This is a genomic window from Tessaracoccus bendigoensis DSM 12906 (assembly GCF_900141915.1).
GTDB lineage: Bacteria > Actinomycetota > Actinomycetes > Propionibacteriales > Propionibacteriaceae > Arachnia > Arachnia bendigoensis.
Map to the genome: position 1 here is coordinate 69,729 of NZ_FQZG01000009.1, position 18,384 is coordinate 88,112.

19 protein-coding genes are annotated in these 18,384 nt (G+C 66.0%); 12 read left to right on the forward strand and 7 right to left on the reverse strand.

Annotated features, from left to right (window positions below; translation table 11 throughout):
• Positions 1–23 precede the first annotated feature (23 nt).
• Positions 24–674 (reverse strand): nitrilase-related carbon-nitrogen hydrolase, encoded by a 651-nt coding sequence (locus BUC15_RS03385; RefSeq protein ID WP_084189325.1) that lies wholly within the window; start codon positions 672–674, stop codon positions 24–26.
• Positions 675–851: 177 nt separating this feature from the next.
• Between BUC15_RS03385 and BUC15_RS03390 the strand changes: the two genes are divergently transcribed.
• The 7 genes from BUC15_RS03390 (at position 852) to BUC15_RS03420 (ending at position 6,991) form a co-directional block, all read left to right on the forward strand.
• Entirely contained in the window at positions 852–1,331 is a 480-nt protein-coding gene (locus BUC15_RS03390; protein WP_073186138.1) for a hypothetical protein, read from the forward strand.
• 114 nt (positions 1,332–1,445) lie between these two features.
• Entirely contained in the window at positions 1,446–2,075 is a 630-nt protein-coding gene (locus tag BUC15_RS03395) for a vitamin K epoxide reductase family protein (RefSeq protein WP_073186155.1), read from the forward strand.
• Positions 2,076–2,161: 86 nt separating this feature from the next.
• A complete protein-coding gene (locus tag BUC15_RS03400) occupies positions 2,162–2,890 on the forward strand; it encodes a DsbA family protein (RefSeq protein WP_081683804.1) in 729 nt (242 codons plus the stop codon).
• A gap of 200 nt (positions 2,891–3,090) precedes the next feature.
• A complete protein-coding gene (locus BUC15_RS03405) occupies positions 3,091–3,840 on the forward strand; it encodes a helix-turn-helix domain-containing protein (protein WP_245787876.1) in 750 nt (249 codons plus the stop codon).
• A gap of 219 nt (positions 3,841–4,059) precedes the next feature.
• Complete coding sequence (locus tag BUC15_RS03410) at positions 4,060–5,136, forward strand: ArdC-like ssDNA-binding domain-containing protein (RefSeq protein ID WP_073186156.1); 1,077 nt, start codon at positions 4,060–4,062, stop codon at positions 5,134–5,136.
• The gene (locus BUC15_RS03415; protein WP_073186139.1) at positions 5,136–6,062 is read left to right on the forward strand and encodes a bifunctional DNA primase/polymerase; all 927 of its coding nucleotides are present in this window, start codon (positions 5,136–5,138) and stop codon (positions 6,060–6,062) included. Before BUC15_RS03410 ends, BUC15_RS03415 begins: the two co-directional genes overlap by 1 nt.
• On the forward strand, positions 6,062–6,991 hold the full coding sequence (locus BUC15_RS03420; protein WP_073186140.1) for a DUF2637 domain-containing protein: 930 nt from the start codon (positions 6,062–6,064) through the stop codon (positions 6,989–6,991). Before BUC15_RS03415 ends, BUC15_RS03420 begins: the two co-directional genes overlap by 1 nt.
• A gap of 7 nt (positions 6,992–6,998) precedes the next feature.
• On the opposite strand, the gene BUC15_RS03425 is transcribed toward BUC15_RS03420, so the two are convergent.
• Positions 6,999–7,208: a hypothetical protein gene (locus BUC15_RS03425; RefSeq protein ID WP_073186141.1), complete on the reverse strand. Its 210-nt coding sequence runs from the start codon at positions 7,206–7,208 to the stop codon at positions 6,999–7,001.
• A gap of 238 nt (positions 7,209–7,446) precedes the next feature.
• Here BUC15_RS03425 and cmtR point away from each other — a divergent pair, with 238 nt between their 5' ends.
• The 4 genes from cmtR (at position 7,447) to BUC15_RS03445 (ending at position 10,952) form a co-directional block, all read left to right on the forward strand.
• The gene (cmtR, locus tag BUC15_RS03430; protein WP_026926287.1) at positions 7,447–7,806 is read left to right on the forward strand and encodes a Cd(II)/Pb(II)-sensing metalloregulatory transcriptional regulator CmtR; all 360 of its coding nucleotides are present in this window, start codon (positions 7,447–7,449) and stop codon (positions 7,804–7,806) included.
• The gene (locus BUC15_RS03435; RefSeq protein ID WP_073186142.1) at positions 7,803–9,707 is read left to right on the forward strand and encodes a heavy metal translocating P-type ATPase; all 1,905 of its coding nucleotides are present in this window, start codon (positions 7,803–7,805) and stop codon (positions 9,705–9,707) included. Before cmtR ends, BUC15_RS03435 begins: the two co-directional genes overlap by 4 nt.
• Entirely contained in the window at positions 9,704–10,273 is a 570-nt protein-coding gene (locus BUC15_RS03440) for a signal peptidase II (RefSeq protein ID WP_077684801.1), read from the forward strand. The genes BUC15_RS03435 and BUC15_RS03440 overlap by 4 nt, the downstream gene beginning before the upstream one ends.
• Before the next feature lie 76 nt (positions 10,274–10,349).
• On the forward strand, positions 10,350–10,952 hold the full coding sequence (locus BUC15_RS03445; protein ID WP_073186143.1) for a cadmium resistance transporter: 603 nt from the start codon (positions 10,350–10,352) through the stop codon (positions 10,950–10,952).
• A gap of 222 nt (positions 10,953–11,174) precedes the next feature.
• Here BUC15_RS03445 and merA read toward each other — a convergent pair whose 3' ends face one another.
• On the reverse strand, positions 11,175–12,551 hold the full coding sequence (gene merA, locus BUC15_RS03450) for a mercury(II) reductase (RefSeq protein WP_035757281.1): 1,377 nt from the start codon (positions 12,549–12,551) through the stop codon (positions 11,175–11,177).
• A 50-nt stretch (positions 12,552–12,601) separates the two neighbouring features.
• Between merA and BUC15_RS03455 the strand changes: the two genes are divergently transcribed.
• Positions 12,602–13,039, forward strand: coding sequence for a heavy metal-responsive transcriptional regulator (locus BUC15_RS03455; protein WP_425443328.1), 438 nt, complete (start codon positions 12,602–12,604; stop codon positions 13,037–13,039).
• Positions 13,040–13,326: 287 nt separating this feature from the next.
• On the opposite strand, the gene BUC15_RS19800 is transcribed toward BUC15_RS03455, so the two are convergent.
• The 4 genes from BUC15_RS19800 to BUC15_RS03470 all read right to left on the reverse strand — a co-directional run bounded on the left by BUC15_RS19800 (position 13,327) and on the right by BUC15_RS03470 (position 18,213).
• Entirely contained in the window at positions 13,327–13,464 is a 138-nt protein-coding gene (locus tag BUC15_RS19800; protein WP_175558235.1) for a hypothetical protein, read from the reverse strand.
• A 167-nt stretch (positions 13,465–13,631) separates the two neighbouring features.
• Positions 13,632–14,996: an IS1380 family transposase gene (locus BUC15_RS03460; protein WP_175558238.1), complete on the reverse strand. Its 1,365-nt coding sequence runs from the start codon at positions 14,994–14,996 to the stop codon at positions 13,632–13,634.
• A gap of 107 nt (positions 14,997–15,103) precedes the next feature.
• Complete coding sequence (locus BUC15_RS03465) at positions 15,104–17,566, reverse strand: DEAD/DEAH box helicase family protein (protein ID WP_217652096.1); 2,463 nt, start codon at positions 17,564–17,566, stop codon at positions 15,104–15,106.
• Complete coding sequence (locus BUC15_RS03470; protein ID WP_217652097.1) at positions 17,563–18,213, reverse strand: hypothetical protein; 651 nt, start codon at positions 18,211–18,213, stop codon at positions 17,563–17,565. The genes BUC15_RS03465 and BUC15_RS03470 overlap by 4 nt, the downstream gene beginning before the upstream one ends.
• Positions 18,214–18,384: the final 171 nt, after the last annotated feature.

Sequence of the window (18,384 nt, forward strand, 5' to 3'; positions counted from 1 at the left end):
ACATGGGACGCGCGTGGCAGCTTTTAGCGCCGAACTGCGAACCCGAGCAGCAGGAGGCCGAGCAGGCTGGTCGCGGCCAGAAGGCCGGCGGTCCATGTGCCGAGAGTGACAGCCGGGGTCAGTCCGGTGCGTAGTGGGATGGTGGTGACGCGGGCGCCGGCGGTGTCGGCGGGAAGGTCGTCGAGGAGGGTGCCGTCGGGGGCGAAGGCTTGGCTGGTGCCGGTCGTGGAGACGTTGACGACGCTTCGGCCGGTTTCGATTGCTCGCATCCGGGCGAAGGCGGCCTGTTGCAGGTTCTCGTCGGTGCCGCGGAAGTCGCCGTTGTTGGATTGGAGCAGGTATAGCTGAGCCCCGTCCTGGGCGCCCTGCCAGATGACGTCATCAAAGATGACGTCGAAGCAGATCGCCAATCCCACCCCGACCCCGTTCAGGCTGACATACGGGGAGTTGGTGCCGGGAGTGTACTCGCGTCCGATCAGGCCGATCAGGTCCGGAGCGATGCGCTGGTAGAACCAGCGGTCGGGCACATACTCGCCGAACGGCACCGGATTCGCCTTGTCGAACAGCTGGACTTCGCCGCCGGTGGCCGGCCAGAGCAGGGAGGTGTTGTAGGTGTTCTCCCCGCGGCGGGTTGCAGCGTTCACCAGCAAGGGCGCCGAAACCCGGTGGGACAGCTCATCGAGCGCGGTAAAGGGCCTCCTGCAAGCGTCTTCGTGGTCAGGTGGTCAAACTCCATCAGGCACGTGATCTCGCGTCAACCCTCAATCGCTGCGAGTAGTGCCGTCGTCGGACAGAGCGCAGCGGCACGCTTCGGCCACTAGCTAGACTCGTCGACAACCCGAGGAGCGAGCATGAGATCACAACGCCGTGGCGCCGCAGGCGCCGCCGCGTTGATGCTCATCGGTGCGAGCAATCTCGCTGCTGGTGTCAGGTCGGTGAACATCGCCGATACAGCCTGCATGCCCCAGGTGCCCCTGATCGCGCCGTTCGGCGTCCACCTCGATCTGTTGGTCGAGTCCGAGCTGTGCCCAGAGCACAGCTACCTGCCAGGGCTGAACTTCGGACGCTTCGCGCAGTCCTTTGTGGTGCTCTCGGCAACCACCTTGATCGCCGGCCTGGTCAGTCTGCTGCTCGGGCTCGGCGTGGGACTCTACGCCCGCCAGGCAGCAAAGACGGCCCGCGACTGGCTCCGGACACGCCTAAGTGATGCCAGGCCGGCCACCCTCCACGTACCTGCCCACGTTGCCGTCACGGCCCTCGTGGTGGCCACCCCCGGACGTCGCCCCTATCACCCGCTTCAACGCCGAGGCCCACCCGCCCTGTCCTGCTGATCGACTCAACTCGCACCCGTGCGCAGACGAGCGCCCTTTCGGTGAACGCCGAGGTCCTGGTGCTCGGCGCGGCGCTGCGGTGTGTCCGAACGACGACAGACAGGTCCAACCACCTTGACCACATCAGACGACCTTTTGGAGCGCATCCACCGTTTCAGACAGACCGACAGGTGGATCTTCTCCACCATGCTCTTCTCGGCCTGCCTCAGCCTGTACGCCTCCTTCGTCCTGTCAACCGACGCCGTCCGGCTAGCGGCCAACCCCAAAGTCGGACTCCCATGCAACCTCAACGAGGTCATCAACTGCAGCGCAGTCGCCAGATCCTGGCAGGCCGGACTGTTCGGATTCCCGAACGCGTTCCTCGGCCTGATGGCCGAGCCCGTAGTCATCACCATCGCGGTCGCCAGCCTCGCCGGCGTCAGGTTTCCGCGAGGCTTCATGCTCGCCGCCCAGATCGTCTATGGCCTGGGCTTCGTGTTCGCCTACTGGCTGTTCTTTGAGTCCACTTTTGTCATCGGGGCGCTGTGCCCCTGGTGCCTGTTGGTGACTGTGTCCACCACCTTGGTGTTCGCATCACTCACCCACGTCAACCTGCGCGACAACAACCTGTTCCTCCCAACGAGCCTGCACAAGACCTTGACCAAAGGGCTTCGCCTGGGAGTCGACAACCTGCTCGTCGTGCTCTGGCTCGGAGCGATCACCACCTTGGTGCTCGCCAAATACGGTCCAGCCCTCTTCGGGTAAGGACCCCAACCAAACGACCTGCCCACACACCGCGTCGCCGCCAGTCAGCACGCGTCCTACCCACATCTTCCGGCAAGGAGCCCTACATGCCCAGCAATCAGAAGCCCAAGAAGCCAATCGTCGACGAACGCCCCGAACCAGGGGAACGTGGCGCCCGAAGAACCATCATCTTGATCTGCGCGGTGCTGGTGATCTCGGTGGTCATCTTCGGCATCATCCAAGCCAGTCGCCAGCCCGCCGCCGTCGTCGAGCCGTCCACACCCGTCCCCACCGAAACCTCCGGCGCGCTCGTGGTACGCGAAGACTCCCGCCGACTCAACGACGCGCCAGATGCCACTGTGACCTTCGTAGAGTTCCTGGACTTCGAGTGCGAGGCCTGCGCCGCGGTCTTCCCGGCGATCGAGCAACTCCGGCAGACCTACGGCGATCGAGTGTCCTTTGTCATCCGGTACTTCCCGCTACCCAGCCACTTCAACAGCGAACGCGCGGCCAGAGCGGTCGAAGCCGCCGCTCAGCAAGGAGAACTTGAAGCGATGTACACCAAGATGTACCAGACCCAGACCGAGTGGGGTGAACAGCAGATACCCAAAGACGACCTGTTCCGCCAGTACGCCCAAGAACTCGGCCTCGACCTTGAGCAATGGGACGCCGCGTACAACTCTGAGGCCACGCTCCAGTTCATCCGCAACGACTTCAACGACGGTGTGGCCCTGGGCGTGACTGGTACGCCAACCTTCTTCCTCAATGGAGAGTTGATCAGTCCTGAGACCCTTGATGACCTCACCACCATGCTCGACCAGGCGCTCGCTGAGTAGACCGCTGCGGGTGCGGTACTGCCTACATGTCTGAGCCACTGCGGGTCGGCAGCGACTACTGGCCGGTTTGGGCATGCACGTACGCCGGCTCTCGCCCCATCGGCCCCGCGGCTCTCGATTGTGTCAGAGTCATCGTGATCCGTAGTGGTAGCGCACTCCTCGTTGGCGAGTTGGGGCAAAGGCTTGTGAAGACGGGGGATGTGGTCCTCCTTGCAGCAAACGTCCTGTGCGGAAGCGAGCCTGAGGGCCACATCACCTTGACCACGATCCATGCGGATACGGACTATGTGATCGATCAGGTCTACTGGCAGCACGCTGGGCTCGTGCGGGATCGGCTTGATGCTCAGGACTTCGCGGCGACCATCTACGCCGAGCCAGCGCAGGTTCTCAGCCTCGGTGAAAGGCAGGCCGAGGCACTCACAACTTGGCTCGACGAGATGGTCGCGCTGAGCGCCGAGCGGCCCGTTGCTCGCTACTTCTTCCGGATGCAGGCCCTGTGGTTTTCCATAGCACACGTCATTGCCCCGTTCATCAAGGCGTCCCCGGTGCGGATATCAGCCGCCCGGCCGAGTCATGTCCGGCCAACCTTGCCGAGGGAACGACGGTTCGCTCCCATCAGGGAGGAGGCCCGCAGAGTTGCTGAGCTGTTGCGGACATCACCCGAGCGGCGATGGACTCTCGCCGCTTTGGCCATGGAAGTACACCTGTCGGCTGCTCAGCTAGGCAGGGTGTTCGTCGACGCCTTTGGCAAGACACCGCTCGCGTTCCTAACGATGGTGCGAGCCGAACGCTTGGCAAGGTACCTGCGCGAGACGGACCTCACTGTCACCGAGGCAATGTGGCGGGTCGGATGGCGCAGCCGAAGTCACGGCACGGAACTGTTCCGTCAGTACGTCGGACTGACGCCGGGTGCCTACCGACGACGCCAAGGGTCGTGTGGGCGCAACTGATGTACCCGATCTCGTCGTGTTCAGTGCCCGATTTCGGGACGTCTGTCTTCCCTAGGCCTCTCATAGCCGGTCGGTGATGTAGTCCGGTAGGGACTCGTCAGGTTCGTGTTGTCGCCTGGCGGTCTTGGTCGCACCCCTGGCCCGCCGTGCTTCTTGATGTTCCTGGCGTACCTCACGGTCACCGACGATCGGGTGATCTCGGCGGAGGGAAGGTCCAGGATGACTGCGACGGAGGAAGTACGAGCCAAGCGGGACGCGAAGCTCGATGAGCTGCACGAGAAGCTGACTGGCGCGGTGGAGACGCTGGTCTCCGGGCGGGACTGGGCCCGCGCGTTGGCGTTCGCGGCCCGGTTCCGATCGCGCTCGTTCAACAACACGCTGCTGATCTGGGTTCAGCACGAGGCTGCGTTCGAGGCTGGCCGGGTGCCCGGGCCGGTGCCGTCGTATGTGGCTGGGTATCGGCAGTGGCAGCAGCTTGGCCAGCAGGTGCAGAAGGGCCAGCCGGGTTACATGATCTTCGCTCCGGTGACCGGCCGGTTCGCCTCGTCGAATCCTGGTGATCCGTCGTCGTGGCGTCGTTTGGGTCCGCGCGAGAAGCACAAGGTCAACGAGGTAGTGCGCACGAAGATGGTGGGCGCTCGGCCCGCCTATGTGTGGGACGTGACGCAGACCGAGGGCGATCCGATCCCTGAGCCACCCGCACCGAAGCTGCTGGACGGCGAAGCCCCGCAGGGACTGTGGGATGGCCTGGCCATGCAGGTCGAAGCGTTGGGGTTCGAGGTGCTGCGTGTCCCGGATGCCGGGCGGATCGGCGGCGCGGACGGCCTGACCGACTATCTGGCTCGGCAGGTGTCGGTGCGTACCGATGTGACGGAGGTCAATCAGATCGCCACGTTGGCGCACGAGCTGGCGCATGTGCTGATGCACGACCCCAAGGATGAGGACGCTCGCCAGCACCGGGGTGTTCGGGAGGTGGAGGCCGAGAGCGTGGCGTTGATGGTCGGTGCTGCGCACGGTTTGGATACCAGTGGTTACACGATTCCGTATGTGGCGGGGTGGGCGTCGTCGGTCAAGGACGCTGAACCGGCGGAGGTCGTCAAGGCGACCGGTGAGCGGGTGCGGAGGACGGCGCTGGGCATCCTCGACCAGCTGGACACGTTCCAGGTCGCCGATGGCACGCCGCCTGGTCTTGCGCGTGATGTTCCCACTGCGGAGCCGAAGGCGCTGCATGTGCCGCCGCCGTCGGAGCATCGGCCGGCGGCGAGGGTGCCGGTGGTGGCGGGTCGGGGGTTGTGATGCCTGCGCGTGCCGACTTCACCAGGGCGTTGTTGCGTGCCAGTGGTGCTTCGACGCTGGCGGCGTCGGCCCGGCATCTCGCGCAGGTGGGGGTGCCGGTGTTCCCCTGCCAGCCGCGCGGGAAGCGTCCGCTCACGACGCGGGGGTTCCACGATGCCACCACCGACATCGGTCGCGTCGAGGCGTGGTGGTCGCGGACTCCGGAGGCGAACCTGGGTGTCCCGACTGGCGCGGTGTCGGGGATGGTCGTGGTGGATGTGGACGTGCATGGCCCGGTTGATGGGCGGCAAGCGTTCGCCCGCGCCGAGCGAGCCGGGCTCGTCGATGGCTGGGGTCTGCTGGTGGAGACCCCGACGGGTGGCCTGCACGCCTACTTCGCTGCGACGGCGGGGGTCGAGCAGCGGTCATGGCAGGCCGCTCGCGCTGGGGTGGACTCCCGGGGTGATGGCGGGTACATCATCGTGTCGCCCTCGGTTCGCATCGTCGGCGGTGTCCCGATCCGCTACGAGGTCGTCAATGTCGGCGACCAGCCTGCCGCTGCGCTGGACTCGCGTCGGCTGCGGGACTTCCTCGATCCACGTCCGGGACCGGTCGTGCGGCAGGGTCGTGGGTTGGTGCGGTTGGCGGATATGAACCGGCTGGCGTTCTGGGTCGCTGGGCGTGGTGAGGGTGAGCGGAACCGGGGGCTGTTCTGGGCCGCGTGCCGCTTGGCCGAGAGTGATGTCTCTGCCTCGGATGCGCTCGATGTCCTCAGCGCAGCCGCCAGCCAGGCCGGGCTGGGCGAACGCGAGATCGCCACCACGGTGCGCTCCGCCTACCGGATCGCGCACCCCGCGCCCGAAGCCGGTGGCCCCGGCCTCGGTGGCGGCGCCTGGTTCGAGCGAGCCAACGCCCCGAACCCAGGCATGGGTGGGCGGAGGCTGTGATGAAGACGACCGGTAGGCAGTGGGCGGGGCGCACCGCAGTGGTGGGGACGGTGTTCATCGCGTTGGGTGCGTTCTGGCTGAGCTTTACCGCGCTCGCCGATCTGGCGGCGCGTTCCGGGGTCGACCGGGGACAGGCGTGGGCGTGGCCGTTGATCGTTGATGGGATCATCGTGGTGGCGACGGTCGCGGTGGTGGCGCTGGCTGGGCAACGCTCAGCCTGGTATCCCTGGTCGCTGCTGGTCGGCGGGGCGCTGGTGTCGGTGACGGCGAATGCGATCCACGCTGTGGTCGCTGCGGACGCCGATGTGCCCGGCCTGCTGGCTGCCTCGGTGGCCGCGGTACCGCCGGTGGTGCTGCTGGCGATCACCCATCTCACCGTGATCCTCACCCGCACCTTCCCACAGGAGTTGCCGGGGCAGCCTGAGGTGTTGTCCGAGATCCCGGAGATGCTGTCCGAGGTGTATGCCGGACCGCAGGGTGTTGTCCACTCAAAGTCGTTGTTGTCCGTTGCCTCTGAACCTCTGGCCGATGAGCGGGAGTTGTCCTTAGCCTCGGATGAAACCCCTGGTCGTTCTGATCGCCGGGCTCGTGCTGCGGCGTTGCGGGCCGCGGGCTGGTCGAACAAGCGGATTGCCCGCGAGGTGCAGGTGCATCCGGCAACTGTGGGGAGATGGTTCGCCGCCGCGCACCTTCCCGACACCAATGATGACGCCGCCGGCGAGCGGGAGGAGACGCGTCAGCGCCAGCCCTCCCCTGACGACGCCGACGGCCCCCGCCCAGCACCGGCATTCGTCGAATGGCTCATGGGCCTGCCGACTGGATGGGTCACCGATAGCGGCGGCCTGACGCAGAATCAACAGATCACCGCCCTCGGCAACGGATTGCTACCCCTCCAGGCTGTGTCCGCGCTGTCACTGCTCGCGGCGTGAACGTGGGCTACGAGAGAGCGGCGTCCTCCGGTGCTCCCGGTGTCGTTCCCAGAGCGGCGAGCAGGCGGACCCGGACTCGCTGCTTGCGCTGCTCGAAGAACGAGGTGAAGTCGGCCAAGTCGAGCGGAAGGCCGTCGAGGTCGTCCTCGGCAAGGTACGTAGCTCGCTTGTCCTTCGCTCGGGAAGGCGGTGTCCATCCACTCCGCAGGCAGTCCATCCTGCTTCTCGATGTTGGCGGCCCCACTCAGCAACTGAAGGTTCGGCAGCAGGCATGCGGCGGCCAAGTAGTCGTCGACCTTAATCGAGCGGGACGCCGGCACGGAGGAACGGGACATATTCTCCACGACGGATCTTCGAGCACTTCGCCACGCTCGCTGGTAGGGAGCTGTCAACTGACTCGCCGCTCATGAGGACACCTGGCGCCGACTGTACGTCGTACAATGTATAGTCATCGTATGCTGACTATTTCCGATCGACTCGACGTGATGAACCGGCTCGGCCGAGCTATGGCCGACCCGACCCGCTCCCGCATTCTGCTGACCCTGCTGGCCGGGCCGAGCTACCCGGCGGTGCTGTCCCGCGAGCTGGGGTTGTCGCGCTCGAACGTGTCGAACCATCTGACATGCCTTCGCGGGTGCGGGATCGTGGTGGCCGAGCCCGAGGGCCGACAGACCCGCTACGAGGTGGCAGACCCGCACCTGGCCCGCGCGCTGACGGCGCTGGTGGATGTCACGCTCGCGGTTGACGAGAGCGTGCCGTGCATGGACCCGGACTGCGGGGTCGAGGGTTGCCAGGCGGGGGAGGTGCGGGCGTGAGCGCGGTCACGGGTTCGCAGGTCGAGCATGTCGACCTCGACGACCACGATGATGACGATGACCGGCCGTGGTATCGGAGCCCGAGCGTTCTGATCCCGATCGCCTCCGGCGTCGCGTTCGCCGCCGGCCTGGTGTGCGAGTGGACCGGCGCGGAGACCGCGGGCCTGGTGCTGTTCTGGATCGGCCTGCTGCTGGGCGCGTACACGTTCGTGCCGGGCGCGCTGCGCAAGCTGTTCACCAAGGGCAAGCTCGGCATCGGGCTGCTGATGACGATCAGCGCGACCGGCGCGGTGATCCTCGGCTACGTCGAGGAGGCCGCCGCGCTGGCATTCCTGTACTCCATCGCGGAGGCGCTGGAGGACAAGGCGATGGACCGCGCCCGCGCAGGGTTGCGGGCGCTGTTGAAGCTCGTGCCCGAAACCGCACTCGTCAAGCGCGGCGACGCCACCGCCGAGGTCGAGGCGAAGGAGCTGCGCGTCGGGGATGTCCTGGTGGTCCGGCCGGGCGAACGGATCGCCACCGACGGCACCGTGCGGGCCGGGCGGAGCAGCCTGGACACGTCCGCGATCACGGGTGAATCGATCCCGGTCGAGGTCGAACCGGGCACCGACGTCTCGGCCGGGTCGATCAACACCACCGGCGTGCTCGAGGTCGAGGCCACCGCCGCCGGCACCGACAACTCGCTCACCACCATCGTGGAGCTGGTCGAGCAGGCGCAGGCCGAGAAGGGCGACCGTGCCCGCCTGGCCGACCGGATCGCCCGCCCGCTGGTGCCCGGCGTGATGATCCTCGCCGTGCTGGTCGGCGTGCTTGGGTCGCTGTTGAGCGGCGACCCTGAGCTGTGGATCACCCGCGCTCTGGTGGTGCTGGTCGCAGCCTCGCCGTGCGCGCTGGCGATCGCCGTCCCGGTCACCGTTGTTTCCGCGATCGGCGCGGCGTCGAAGTTCGGTGTGGTCGTGAAGTCCGGGGCCGCGTTCGAGCGGTTCGGCGGCATCCGCCACGTCGCCGTCGACAAGACCGGCACGCTGACCCGCAACGAGCCCACGGTGACCCGCGTCGTCACCACCGGCGCGACCGAGAATGAGGTGCTGGCGTGGGCGGCGAGCCTGGAAGGTCACAGCACGCACCCGCTGGCCGCCGCGATCACGAAGGCCGTCCCCGACGCCCCGACCGCGCACGACGTCACCGAGACCGCCGGGCGCGGCATCACCGGCACGCTCGGTAGTGCCCGTCTCGCCGTCGGTAGCCCCCGCTGGCTGGACGCCGGCACGCTGGCCGACCAGGTGCAGGTGATGGAATCCGAGGGGATGACCGTCGTCATCGTCCACCGCGGCGACCGGCCGGCTGGCGCGATCGGGGTGCGTGACGAACAGCGCCCAGAGGTTCCCGAGGTCATCGCCACGCTGAACCGCCGCGGGATCGGGGTGACGATGCTCACCGGCGACAACGCCCGCACCGCCGCAGCGCTGGCCGGCCAGGCCGGCATCATGGACGTGCGCGCCGAGCTGCGCCCCGAGGACAAGGCCACCGCCGTCGCGGAGTTGTCGAAGTCTCAGCCCACTGCCATGATCGGGGACGGCATCAACGACGCTCCCGCGCTGGCGGCCGCGGATGTGGGGATCGCGATGGGAGCCAAGGGCGCCGATGCTGCGATCGAGTCGGCCGACGTCGCGTTCACCGGCCACGACCTGCGCCTCATCCCACAGGCCCTCGCCCACGCCCGCCGCGGCCGCAACATAATCAACCAGAACGTCGTGTTGTCGATCGCGATCATCGTGGTGCTGCTGCCGCTGGCGATTACCGGAGTCCTCGGGCTCGCCGCGGTCGTGCTTGTACACGAGGTCGCTGAAGTCGTCGTCATCCTCAACGGGCTCCGCGCGGCGCGGCGCACGAAGGCATGACCGATCCCCTTGACGGCTCCGCTCCCTCCCCGGGAAAAGCGGATGCCGTGGAAGCGAGTTCTGCCGGCCCGGCGGCGGCGCGCGTCCGGCTCCGCTGGTTCCTGCTCGCGTGCGCCGTCGCCGCTGGCGCGGTGCTGATCGATCAAGGCAGCAAGGCACTCGCCCTCGCTCAGCTCAGCGAGGATGACCGTATTCCGCTCTTGGGAGACTGGCTCGGCTTGCAGCTCGCGTTCAACCCCGGCACCGTGATGTCCCTCGGAGCCGGCGCAACCTGGCTGCTCACCGTCATCGCCGCGGCGGCCTCTGTCGCTCTACTCGTCGCCGCAACCCGCGCCCGCACCGTCGGGTGGGCGGTCGCGATCGGCCTGGTGTGGGGAGGCGCGGTCGGCAACCTGCTGGACCGGCTGTTCGCCCCTCCCGAGTTTGGCCGCGGTCACGTCACCGACTTCCTCGCCTACGGCAACCTGTTCATCGGCAACCTTGCCGACGTCATCCTCGGTTTCGGCGTCGCCCTGGGCGTCCTGCTTTACCTCCGAGGCCCACACCACACCAGGAACGGACAATGATGGTCGCAGAGTATCAACGGCACGCGGCTGCCGGAACCGCTGGGTCGCCAGGCGGCTGTAACGCGGCGGTGGGCGCATGATCCTGTCCTCCGTCCTGCAGGCGATCGGCCTATTCATCGCCACGAACATCGATGACATCATCGTGCTCTCACTGTTCTTCGCCCGAGGCGTGGGCCAGCGCGGGACCACCGCCCGAATCCTGGTCGGACAGTACCTCGGGTTCGCTGGCATCCTGGGCGCTTCCGTGCTGGTGACGCTCGGGGCGGGAGCGTTCCTGCCGCCAGAGGTCATCCCCTACTTCGGACTCATTCCGCTGGGGTTGGGACTTTGGGCTGCGTGGCAAGCCTGGCGCAACCGCGGTGCCGACGATGACGATGAGGCAAAGGTCGAGGGCAAGAAGGTTGGGGTGTGGACGGTGGCCGGGGTGACCTTCGCCAACGGCGGGGACAACATCGGCGTCTACGTCCCGGTCTTCCTCAGCGTGGGCCCAGCGGCCGTGGTGGCGTACTGCATCGTGTTCCTCGCCCTGGTCGCCGCCCTCGTCGGCCTGGGCAAGTTCGTCGCCACCCGCCGACCGATCGCCGAACTCCTGGAACGCTGGGAACACATCCTGTTCCCGATCGTGCTCATCGGCCTGGGCATCTTCATCCTCGTCAGTGGTGGTGCCTTCGGCCTCTGAACTCGTAGCCGACTGCGTAGATGGCAGCGTGCTGTGGTTGCTACCTGGCGGCTGAGTGTCCCGGTGCGCTGCGCGTGTGAGCGGCCCAGACGACGTGCTCGGCGCCGCTGCCTCAACTGAGCCCACGCTGACCGCGTAGGCGTCGATCACGCGGTCGGTGCCGGTGTTGAAGGCGTCGCGGATATCACTTGGATCACCACATCGCTGGGCCCGGCTCTTGTGTCAGGCGCAGCAGGAGGTGGGGAGTTCGTTGCGGAAGAGGTTCGCGGTGAGGCGGATGCCTTCGGCCATGGTGAGGTAGGGGGCCCAGGTGTCGGCGAGTTGGGTGACGGTGAATCCGGCGGTGATGGCGTAGGTTGCGGCGAGCATCATCTCCCCAGCGGTGTCGGCGAGGGCGTGGATACCGAGGACTTTGCCGGTGTCGGCGTCGGCGACGACCTTGATGCCGCCGCGTGTGTCGTGGTTGGCGATGGCCCTGGGCACGTCGGAAAGTCGTAGGAATCGGCAGGCGCACCGGTATCCGGCGGCGATGGCGCTGGCTTCGGTGATCCCGGCGGAGGCCAGTTGGGGTGAGGTGAACAGCACAGACGGCAACCCGGTGTAGTCGACTCGCTCGTCGTGACCCAGGGCGTTGTGCGCGGCGATCTTCCCAGTCCTCGCGGCGACGTACACGTACTGGGGCACGTCAGTGACGTCACCGGCGGCGAACACAGCCGGGTTCGTGGTCCGCTGCTGCTCGTCTACGATGACGAAGCCGCGCTCGTCGGTCGCGATACCCGCAGCAGGAAGGTTGAGCCCTTCGGTGCGCGGGGTGCGACCGGTGGCAACGAGGACACGTTCACCGGTCGCGTCCTTCCCGTTGCGGGTCGTCACCTGGACCAGGCCCTCGTGCTGGGTGATCGTGGCTGCGCGGTCGCCGATGACGCTGATCCCCTCGGCCAGGAAGGCCTTGCGGAGCTCGGATGACAGTTCCGGTTCGGCGTGCGGGGCGAGCCGACCGATGACGGTGACCTCTACTCCGAGCCGGGCGAACAGCTGCGCCTGTTCCAGGCCGACGAAGCCACCGCCGATCACCACGAGCGACGCGGGCAGTTCCGTCAGTTCCATCGCTGTGGTCGACGTGAGGTAATCAACCTGCTCAAGCCCAGGGATTGCCGGCACGTGCGGCTCGGCGCCGGTGGCGACGAGATACGACTTCGCGCGCACCGGTCGTCCATCCACGAGCAGGGTTCCAGCGTCTGTGAACGTTGCAGTGCCCGGGAGGATGTCAAACCCGTAGGCAGCGGCGATGTCGGCGTACTTGGTCTGGCGGAGCATCCCAACCAGATCATCCTTCTGCTCGATGAGCGCGCTGAGATCGACCATCCCAGCAGAGCTGGGGACGCCTGAGAACCGGTTCGTGAGGGCGGAGTGCCGGGTGTGCGCGGCCGCGAGAAGCGTCTTGGACGGCACACAACCCACGTTCACGCAGGTACCGCCGAGGGTTCCCGATTCGATGGCGACCACGCTGGCCCCCTCGAGGCGCGCGTGGATCGCTGCGGACATCGCCGCCCCGCCCGTCCCGATCACCACGAGATCAACCTCCGTGTGCCATGTCACGATGCCTCCTCCAGTTCGAACCGGCCACTCGTGCGGCCACTCCTGAAAGAATGGACCTTAAAGTATGCTTGAAGGTCAAGTCGGTGGCCGAGGTGACGATGCGGATCGGGGAACTCGCGGGGAAGGCGAAGACGAGGGCGTCCACGCTGCGGTACTACGAGGAGCGCGGGCTGCTCCAACCGCCGGAGCGCACCCCGGCTGGGTACCGCAACTACGGCGACGAGGCGGTGCAGCGGCTCGAATTCATCGACCGGGCCCGCGCAGCAGGGCTCACTCTCGCGCAAACCGCCGAGATCCTCGAAGTACGTGACGCGGGCGGGTCGCCGTGCGGTCATGTTCGAGACCTTCTCGACCGGCGACTGGTCGAGATCGACGAGCAGCTCGAGCAGCTCCGCCTGCTCCGTACCAGCGTCGCCGACCTACGCGCGAACGCAGCACAGACGCCGCCGGAGGTCTGCACACCCGAGTCGATCTGCCGGTACCTCTGACCAATCGGCTGAAGGGTCTTGCTGCCCGGAGGGAACCGTTGTCTTGTCCGCGTAAGGTTGTCGCGCTCGCGGTAGTTCGTCAGGAACTCGTAGAACGTGTACGACTGCGCGGTCGGGCTTGAAGTTCCAGAGCAGGAAGGAGCCGACGGGGTATCCGTGCCTCAGACAAATTCACGATGGATAGCTGGCATCAGATACTCGCGCTTGCGGATGGCGGTGAGCATCTCCTCGATGCTGCACGGGGTCTAGAAGTACATGCGGCTCTCTCGATTCGGGCTGACGGGTGGTCAGACTGCGGTCTCGTCGTTGACGGCGACGACGGTGTCGTAGAGGCCGTAGCGGCGCAGGCCCTTGTGGGACTCGATGCCGGTGTAGGACAAGGAGGAGTCCTCGTAGCGGCGGAAGGCGAAGACGGCCTGGTTCATATGGGTGGCGTTAACCTCCCTCTTTCATGAGGCGGGTTGAGGGCTGCCAGCTGGGCTGTCGGAGCCCGATCTGAACACTGGGCCGGGTGAGGGCGTGACTGTGGGCCGGCTGACGCTGCCGGTGGGCGGTTCTCCAGGTTCCTTCGGCTTGGTGCGGGCGGTTGGGGTCAGGCCGGTGGTGGGATCGCGGCGATCCGGGCGAACGCGGCCACGAGGTGCTCAACCCACGGCCAGGTCTTGGGTAGACGTAGCCGTCGCCGGCGGCCACCGTGTACGAGTCGGGCCGGGACGTGCAGCAGTCGATAGCGCAGCGCTTTCGGCTCAGCCTTGGCGAGGTCGCCGTCGAGAGCCAGCATCTTGAGCCAGGCGACCAGGTCAGCGGCGATCATGGTCAGGAGTAGCCAGGTTTGGTTGATGCTGAACTCGCGGGACGGGAACCGGCCCAGGCCGGAGTCTTTGGCGTGTCGGATCCGGTCCTCGACCCGGGCATGGGCCCGGTGACGGGTCTCGAGGAACTGCAGGGTGCCGCTGGTGGTGTTGGTGGCGAACGCTTGATACCGCCACCCGTCGTGGGCTTCGAAGAGCGACAACTGAGCCCCCGGATGCGGGCGTTCGCGGCGCAGGATCACCCGCATCCCGGCCGGCCAACTGGTCAAGTCCAGCAGTCCGGTGACCTCAGCGACCTCCCCGCCGTCTCGGACCTCACCATCAGCCTTCAGCGCCGGGGACCACAAGCCCGCGGGAAGTTCGGTGATCGCGGCACGCATCTTCTCGCCGATCGTGAACCCGACGCTGTAGTGCAGGCTGCGGCCTCTGACTTGGCCTTGCGCAGTGAGCCAGTCCAGCAACTGGTGCGAGGCGCCGGCCCCGTCGCAGCGGATCAACAGGTTGCGGCGATACGGCATCGGGATCTGGGCGATCGCCTCGCCCAGGACCTGAATGTGATCCACGGCGGTGTTCGATCCCGCCCGGCCGGTCCGCAGCGCGGCGGCGAGGAACTCCCCGGTGTTGTCGCACCACACGCCGATCGGGTGATACCCGAACGTCTTCTTAAACGTCGGCGACGCCAACTCCTTCTCCGAGTGGGCCACCACGATCGTGGCATCGACATCCAACACGACCGTCTCACCCAGATCGGTGCCGGCGACCCGAGAGGCCGGGACACCGCCAGCGGCTGTCAGTTGTGACCAGACGTGGCGCCGGACACGGGACCGGGCTGTCTGGATCTTCCTGCGTCTGGCGTCGGTGACCTCGTCCAACGCCCGCCACACCGTCGGAGCAGAGGCGACCGGCCCCAAGATCTGCGTCTGGTGGCGCAGCACGTTGATGTCGGAGATCGCCTCACCGCCGTCGGCGAGCATCACCGCGACATCGGTCAGTACCTGGCCGCGGTCATGGATCGAGGGGATGAACGAACGCCGGGCCATCGCCGTCGAGAGGGCTCCGGTCAGGCCGGTGTTCTCGGCCAGCATCCTGAGCCCGATGCTGCCGGCGTGGGCGATGACCGCGCCACCATCGCCGGTCACGGACATACCGGTGGACCACGAAGTACGCTTCACCTACGGAGTGCCTTCCGCTTCAGGGGTCTTGAACAGTCGCAAGTCCAAGTATCCCGTAGTCAGAAGGCACTCCGGCCTATCTACCGCACGCGTCCCTCACTCCGCCATGAACGATCGAGGTTAAAGACGCCGAGATTCACGAGGAGGTGGAAGTCCTCGACGGTCAGTCCGGTGACGGTGCGGAACAAGCCGGGTTCGAGCTTGGTGATGACGTCGGTAAGAGTGTTCTCACGGAAGTCGGTCAGGTACATGAACGCAGGGACGCGGGTGGCGAACTTGACCAGCTTCTCCTGAATCTGCGTCCGCTTGGACTTGTACTCCTTCTCCTCCTCCGTCAACTCCTTCTTCTCCGCCGGAGTAATGTCGTCGCCCTTCTCCTTCTTCGCCTTCTTCACGGCGTCGCTCTTGTTCACGACGGTCTCGAAAATGTCGCTGCCGAGCGCGCGGAAGCCTTCGATGTTCATGACGGCGTTGAGGGCGTCGGGGTTGTTCATGATCTTGCGCAGGGTGTCGTTGTCGACGTTGACGAGGATTGCGGACTCCCACTTGCGGGCCAGGAGGGTCGCGGAGGTGCCCGACATGGCGATGTCGAGGATGCCGCCGGCATCGACCTGGGTCATATTCGACCCGTCGTACGCCAACACGGGCAGGAACTTCACGAGCTCCTCGACGGCTTGCTCAGGGTTCGGCGTCTCCGGCGAGAGACCGGCGCCGTAGTCGGCGATCTGACGCAGCGCGCGAGTGGGCGCGAAGTCGAACACGAAGCACACAGGCTTGAGGACTGCTTCGGCGCTCGGGTTGTCTCCGTCGGGATTCTTGATCGACCACGGTGACTGTACGCGGAACGCTGCCTGAAAGTAGGTCTCGGGTGAGTTGAGGTTGCGCAACATCAGGATCGAGGACCACTGCTTGACGGTGACGCCCGTGGTGAGCTTGCCGCACGACAGGGTGATCGTCTTGGTGTCGTGGCCGTCGCCGATCGCCGCCCGCACTGGCGGGAGAGCATCCAGCCCGATGCCCGCGCCGGGACCCGCGACGACGAGGACCTTGTAGTCGTGCCAGAACACGTTCTGCTTCTCCGCGAGCAGGTTCGACATTGCCTCGCAGGCAGCAACGTTGGGCAGGAACCAGAACGAGTGCTGAAGGTACGGCAGGAGTCGGACATCGGAGTACGGGAATGGCGGGCGGGTGCCCATCCGCATCGCGTCGACCTGGGTGGGAAGGTGAGCGCCGCGGACGAGATCGAGCCACTTCTGCACGTCGGTCTTGTGGGTGAACTCGGCGTCCTTACCGATGCCCTTTGCCTCGAAGAACTCGTTGAGGTCGAACTCGTCGAACTCTCCCTGATTCGCAACGGCAATCAACTCGTCAGGCATCTGGTACGTGAACAGACGCATCTCCGGGAGCGACCCGTACGGGTTCCAGGCGTCCGGTTGCGCGACGGCGTACTCGGCCTTGGCGCGCTGCTCATCGGTGTAGGTCCAGTTGAAGATTTGCTCCTCGATGAACTCACCGGTTGCCAGCGCCTTGAATGGCGTGCCCGACAGGTACAGGTAGGCGCGGGTGGTGATCGGCAGGAAGTCGTCCTCGTCGTTGCCGAGTTCGTCAAGCTCCTCGTCGAAGGCCACGAGGCCGTCGTTGTACTCCGCGGCCAGTTCCTTCTGCTTGACTTTCTCGTCCTCGCCCTCGAACAGCTCCTTGGCGGACTCTCGCCACGCACCGAAGTGGTATTCATCGAAGATGACGAGGTCCCAGTTGGTGGTGTGGACCCACTCGTTCTTCGCCTTGATGAGGCCGGTCTTCCGATCTCGCCCGAGCAGGTCCTGGAACGATCCGAAGTAGACCAGTGGCCGAGTCTTGTCCGCCTCATCTGGGCTGCCCCCGGTGGCCGAGGAGAGGTACTGCCAGCCGTCGAAGTCGGCGTGAGACTCCAGGTCGGTCTGCCAGGCGTCCTCCACTGCGGGCTTGAAGGTGACCACGAGGATGCGTTTGGCGCCGAGCCGCTTCGCGAGTTGGTAGGAGGCGAAGGTCTTCCCGAAGCGCATCTTGGCGTTCCACAGGAACCGTGGCACCGCGTGAGAGTCCTCGGCCCAGATGGACTTGTAGTAGCCCTCGGCCTTGTCCACGGCGCTGGCTTGCTCCGGGCGCATCGGAAACTTCTCATGATGGGTTCCACTGAGCTTCACGCCTGTGCGAAGCTCAGTGATCGCCGTGCGCACATCGTCTGGGGTGCACCACATCCACTCTCGCGCTGAGCCGAAGATCGGGTTCTCGAAGCCCTTGTCGATCAGCCGTTGGCGCACATCTGAGTCGCGAAACACCGTCCCGTCGCCTCGTTCGGCGAGCTCATCAACGTGCAGCGTGTATGCCTGCTGCATCTGCCCCTGAGACTCGCGGATGCGCGCGTTCACATCCGCCTTCGTCGTCTGGCCCACCTTGAGAAGCCCCGCGTAGCCGACTGGTGGATCGTTCGGCGACCATGCGTAGATTCGCAGTCGCGCCTCGGGCTTCTTGGGGAGGAGTTCGTCAATCTCCCGCTTCACTCGTCCGCCTCCATCGGGCGAACGATCCGCTCGACGAAGTCGATCTCGTCTTCCGAGAGTCCGTACTTCTCGTAAAGATCATGATCGTTCCAGTCTCGCGTCCAATCCTGGGTCGGAACGAAGGCATAGACCTTCCGCGTGGTGTCTTGCGAGGGCTTGTGAAGGAGGATGAGAAAGCGCGTCAGACGGCAGCGGAGGTACGACAGCGCGCTCTCCGCCTCTCCTCGTGTATCGAAGGTTCCGATGCAGAGGTACGTCTCGGAGGAGATGCTCCCGCTCTCGCCAAGGAAGGGAGTGCTGATGATCCGATGGGGATAGGTGTCCTTATTTCCCGTGCCGGGCGCGGCGCGGCCAACGTAAACCTTCCAGCCATCGATGAGGTGAGCGCCCGAAGGGATCGATGCTCGGTCCACATACCCAGTCCCACCGTTCTGGTAGATGAGCACGTCGCCAGGCGCCTTTGACGCTCTGCCCTTGAACGTGGTCTCAAATCCAAAGGGCTTACGGGAGCTGACCAGCCTTTCGAAGCGCTTGCTCTCCGGCAGTGCCAGCGAGTGCTCCTGCCCGGTCTCGACGGCAATCACCTTGCGCAAGATTGACAGAGCCTCGTTGAACCGGATGAAGACATCCGCGCCTGGTTCGAGCAAAGAGGCTCTTCACAATCGAGGGTGTAGGTAGCGCTGTTCGGGGTTGCGGCGTGGCGGCTGGCTGAAGGGGTCGAGGCCCTCCGAAGATGGAAGTTCTCACGCTCCCCATCTGGAAGACCTCGACGTGTCCGACGCTACCTTCACGTGCCCTGATCTGACTAGTTTCTGCCG

What these genes read in the sequence shown, in the direction of transcription:
- BUC15_RS03390 (WP_073186138.1), top strand. Translation starts at nt 852, where the DNA reads ATGAGATCACAACGCCGTGGCGCCGCAGGCGCCGCCGCGTTGATGCTC.
- BUC15_RS03400 (WP_081683804.1), top strand. Translation starts at nt 2,162, where the DNA reads ATGCCCAGCAATCAGAAGCCCAAGAAGCCAATCGTCGACGAACGCCCC.
- BUC15_RS03410 (WP_073186156.1), top strand. Translation starts at nt 4,060, where the DNA reads ATGACTGCGACGGAGGAAGTACGAGCCAAGCGGGACGCGAAGCTCGAT.
- BUC15_RS03415 (WP_073186139.1), top strand. Translation starts at nt 5,136, where the DNA reads ATGCCTGCGCGTGCCGACTTCACCAGGGCGTTGTTGCGTGCCAGTGGT.
- BUC15_RS03420 (WP_073186140.1), top strand. Translation starts at nt 6,062, where the DNA reads ATGAAGACGACCGGTAGGCAGTGGGCGGGGCGCACCGCAGTGGTGGGG.
- BUC15_RS03425 (WP_073186141.1), bottom strand. Translation starts at nt 7,208, where the DNA reads ATGGACTGCCTGCGGAGTGGATGGACACCGCCTTCCCGAGCGAAGGAC.
- cmtR (WP_026926287.1), top strand. Translation starts at nt 7,447, where the DNA reads ATGCTGACTATTTCCGATCGACTCGACGTGATGAACCGGCTCGGCCGA.
- BUC15_RS03440 (WP_077684801.1), top strand. Translation starts at nt 9,704, where the DNA reads ATGACCGATCCCCTTGACGGCTCCGCTCCCTCCCCGGGAAAAGCGGAT.
- BUC15_RS03445 (WP_073186143.1), top strand. Translation starts at nt 10,350, where the DNA reads ATGATCCTGTCCTCCGTCCTGCAGGCGATCGGCCTATTCATCGCCACG.
- BUC15_RS03455 (WP_425443328.1), top strand. Translation starts at nt 12,602, where the DNA reads ATGGACCTTAAAGTATGCTTGAAGGTCAAGTCGGTGGCCGAGGTGACG.
- BUC15_RS19800 (WP_175558235.1), bottom strand. Translation starts at nt 13,464, where the DNA reads ATGAACCAGGCCGTCTTCGCCTTCCGCCGCTACGAGGACTCCTCCTTG.
- BUC15_RS03460 (WP_175558238.1), bottom strand. Translation starts at nt 14,996, where the DNA reads ATGTCCGTGACCGGCGATGGTGGCGCGGTCATCGCCCACGCCGGCAGC.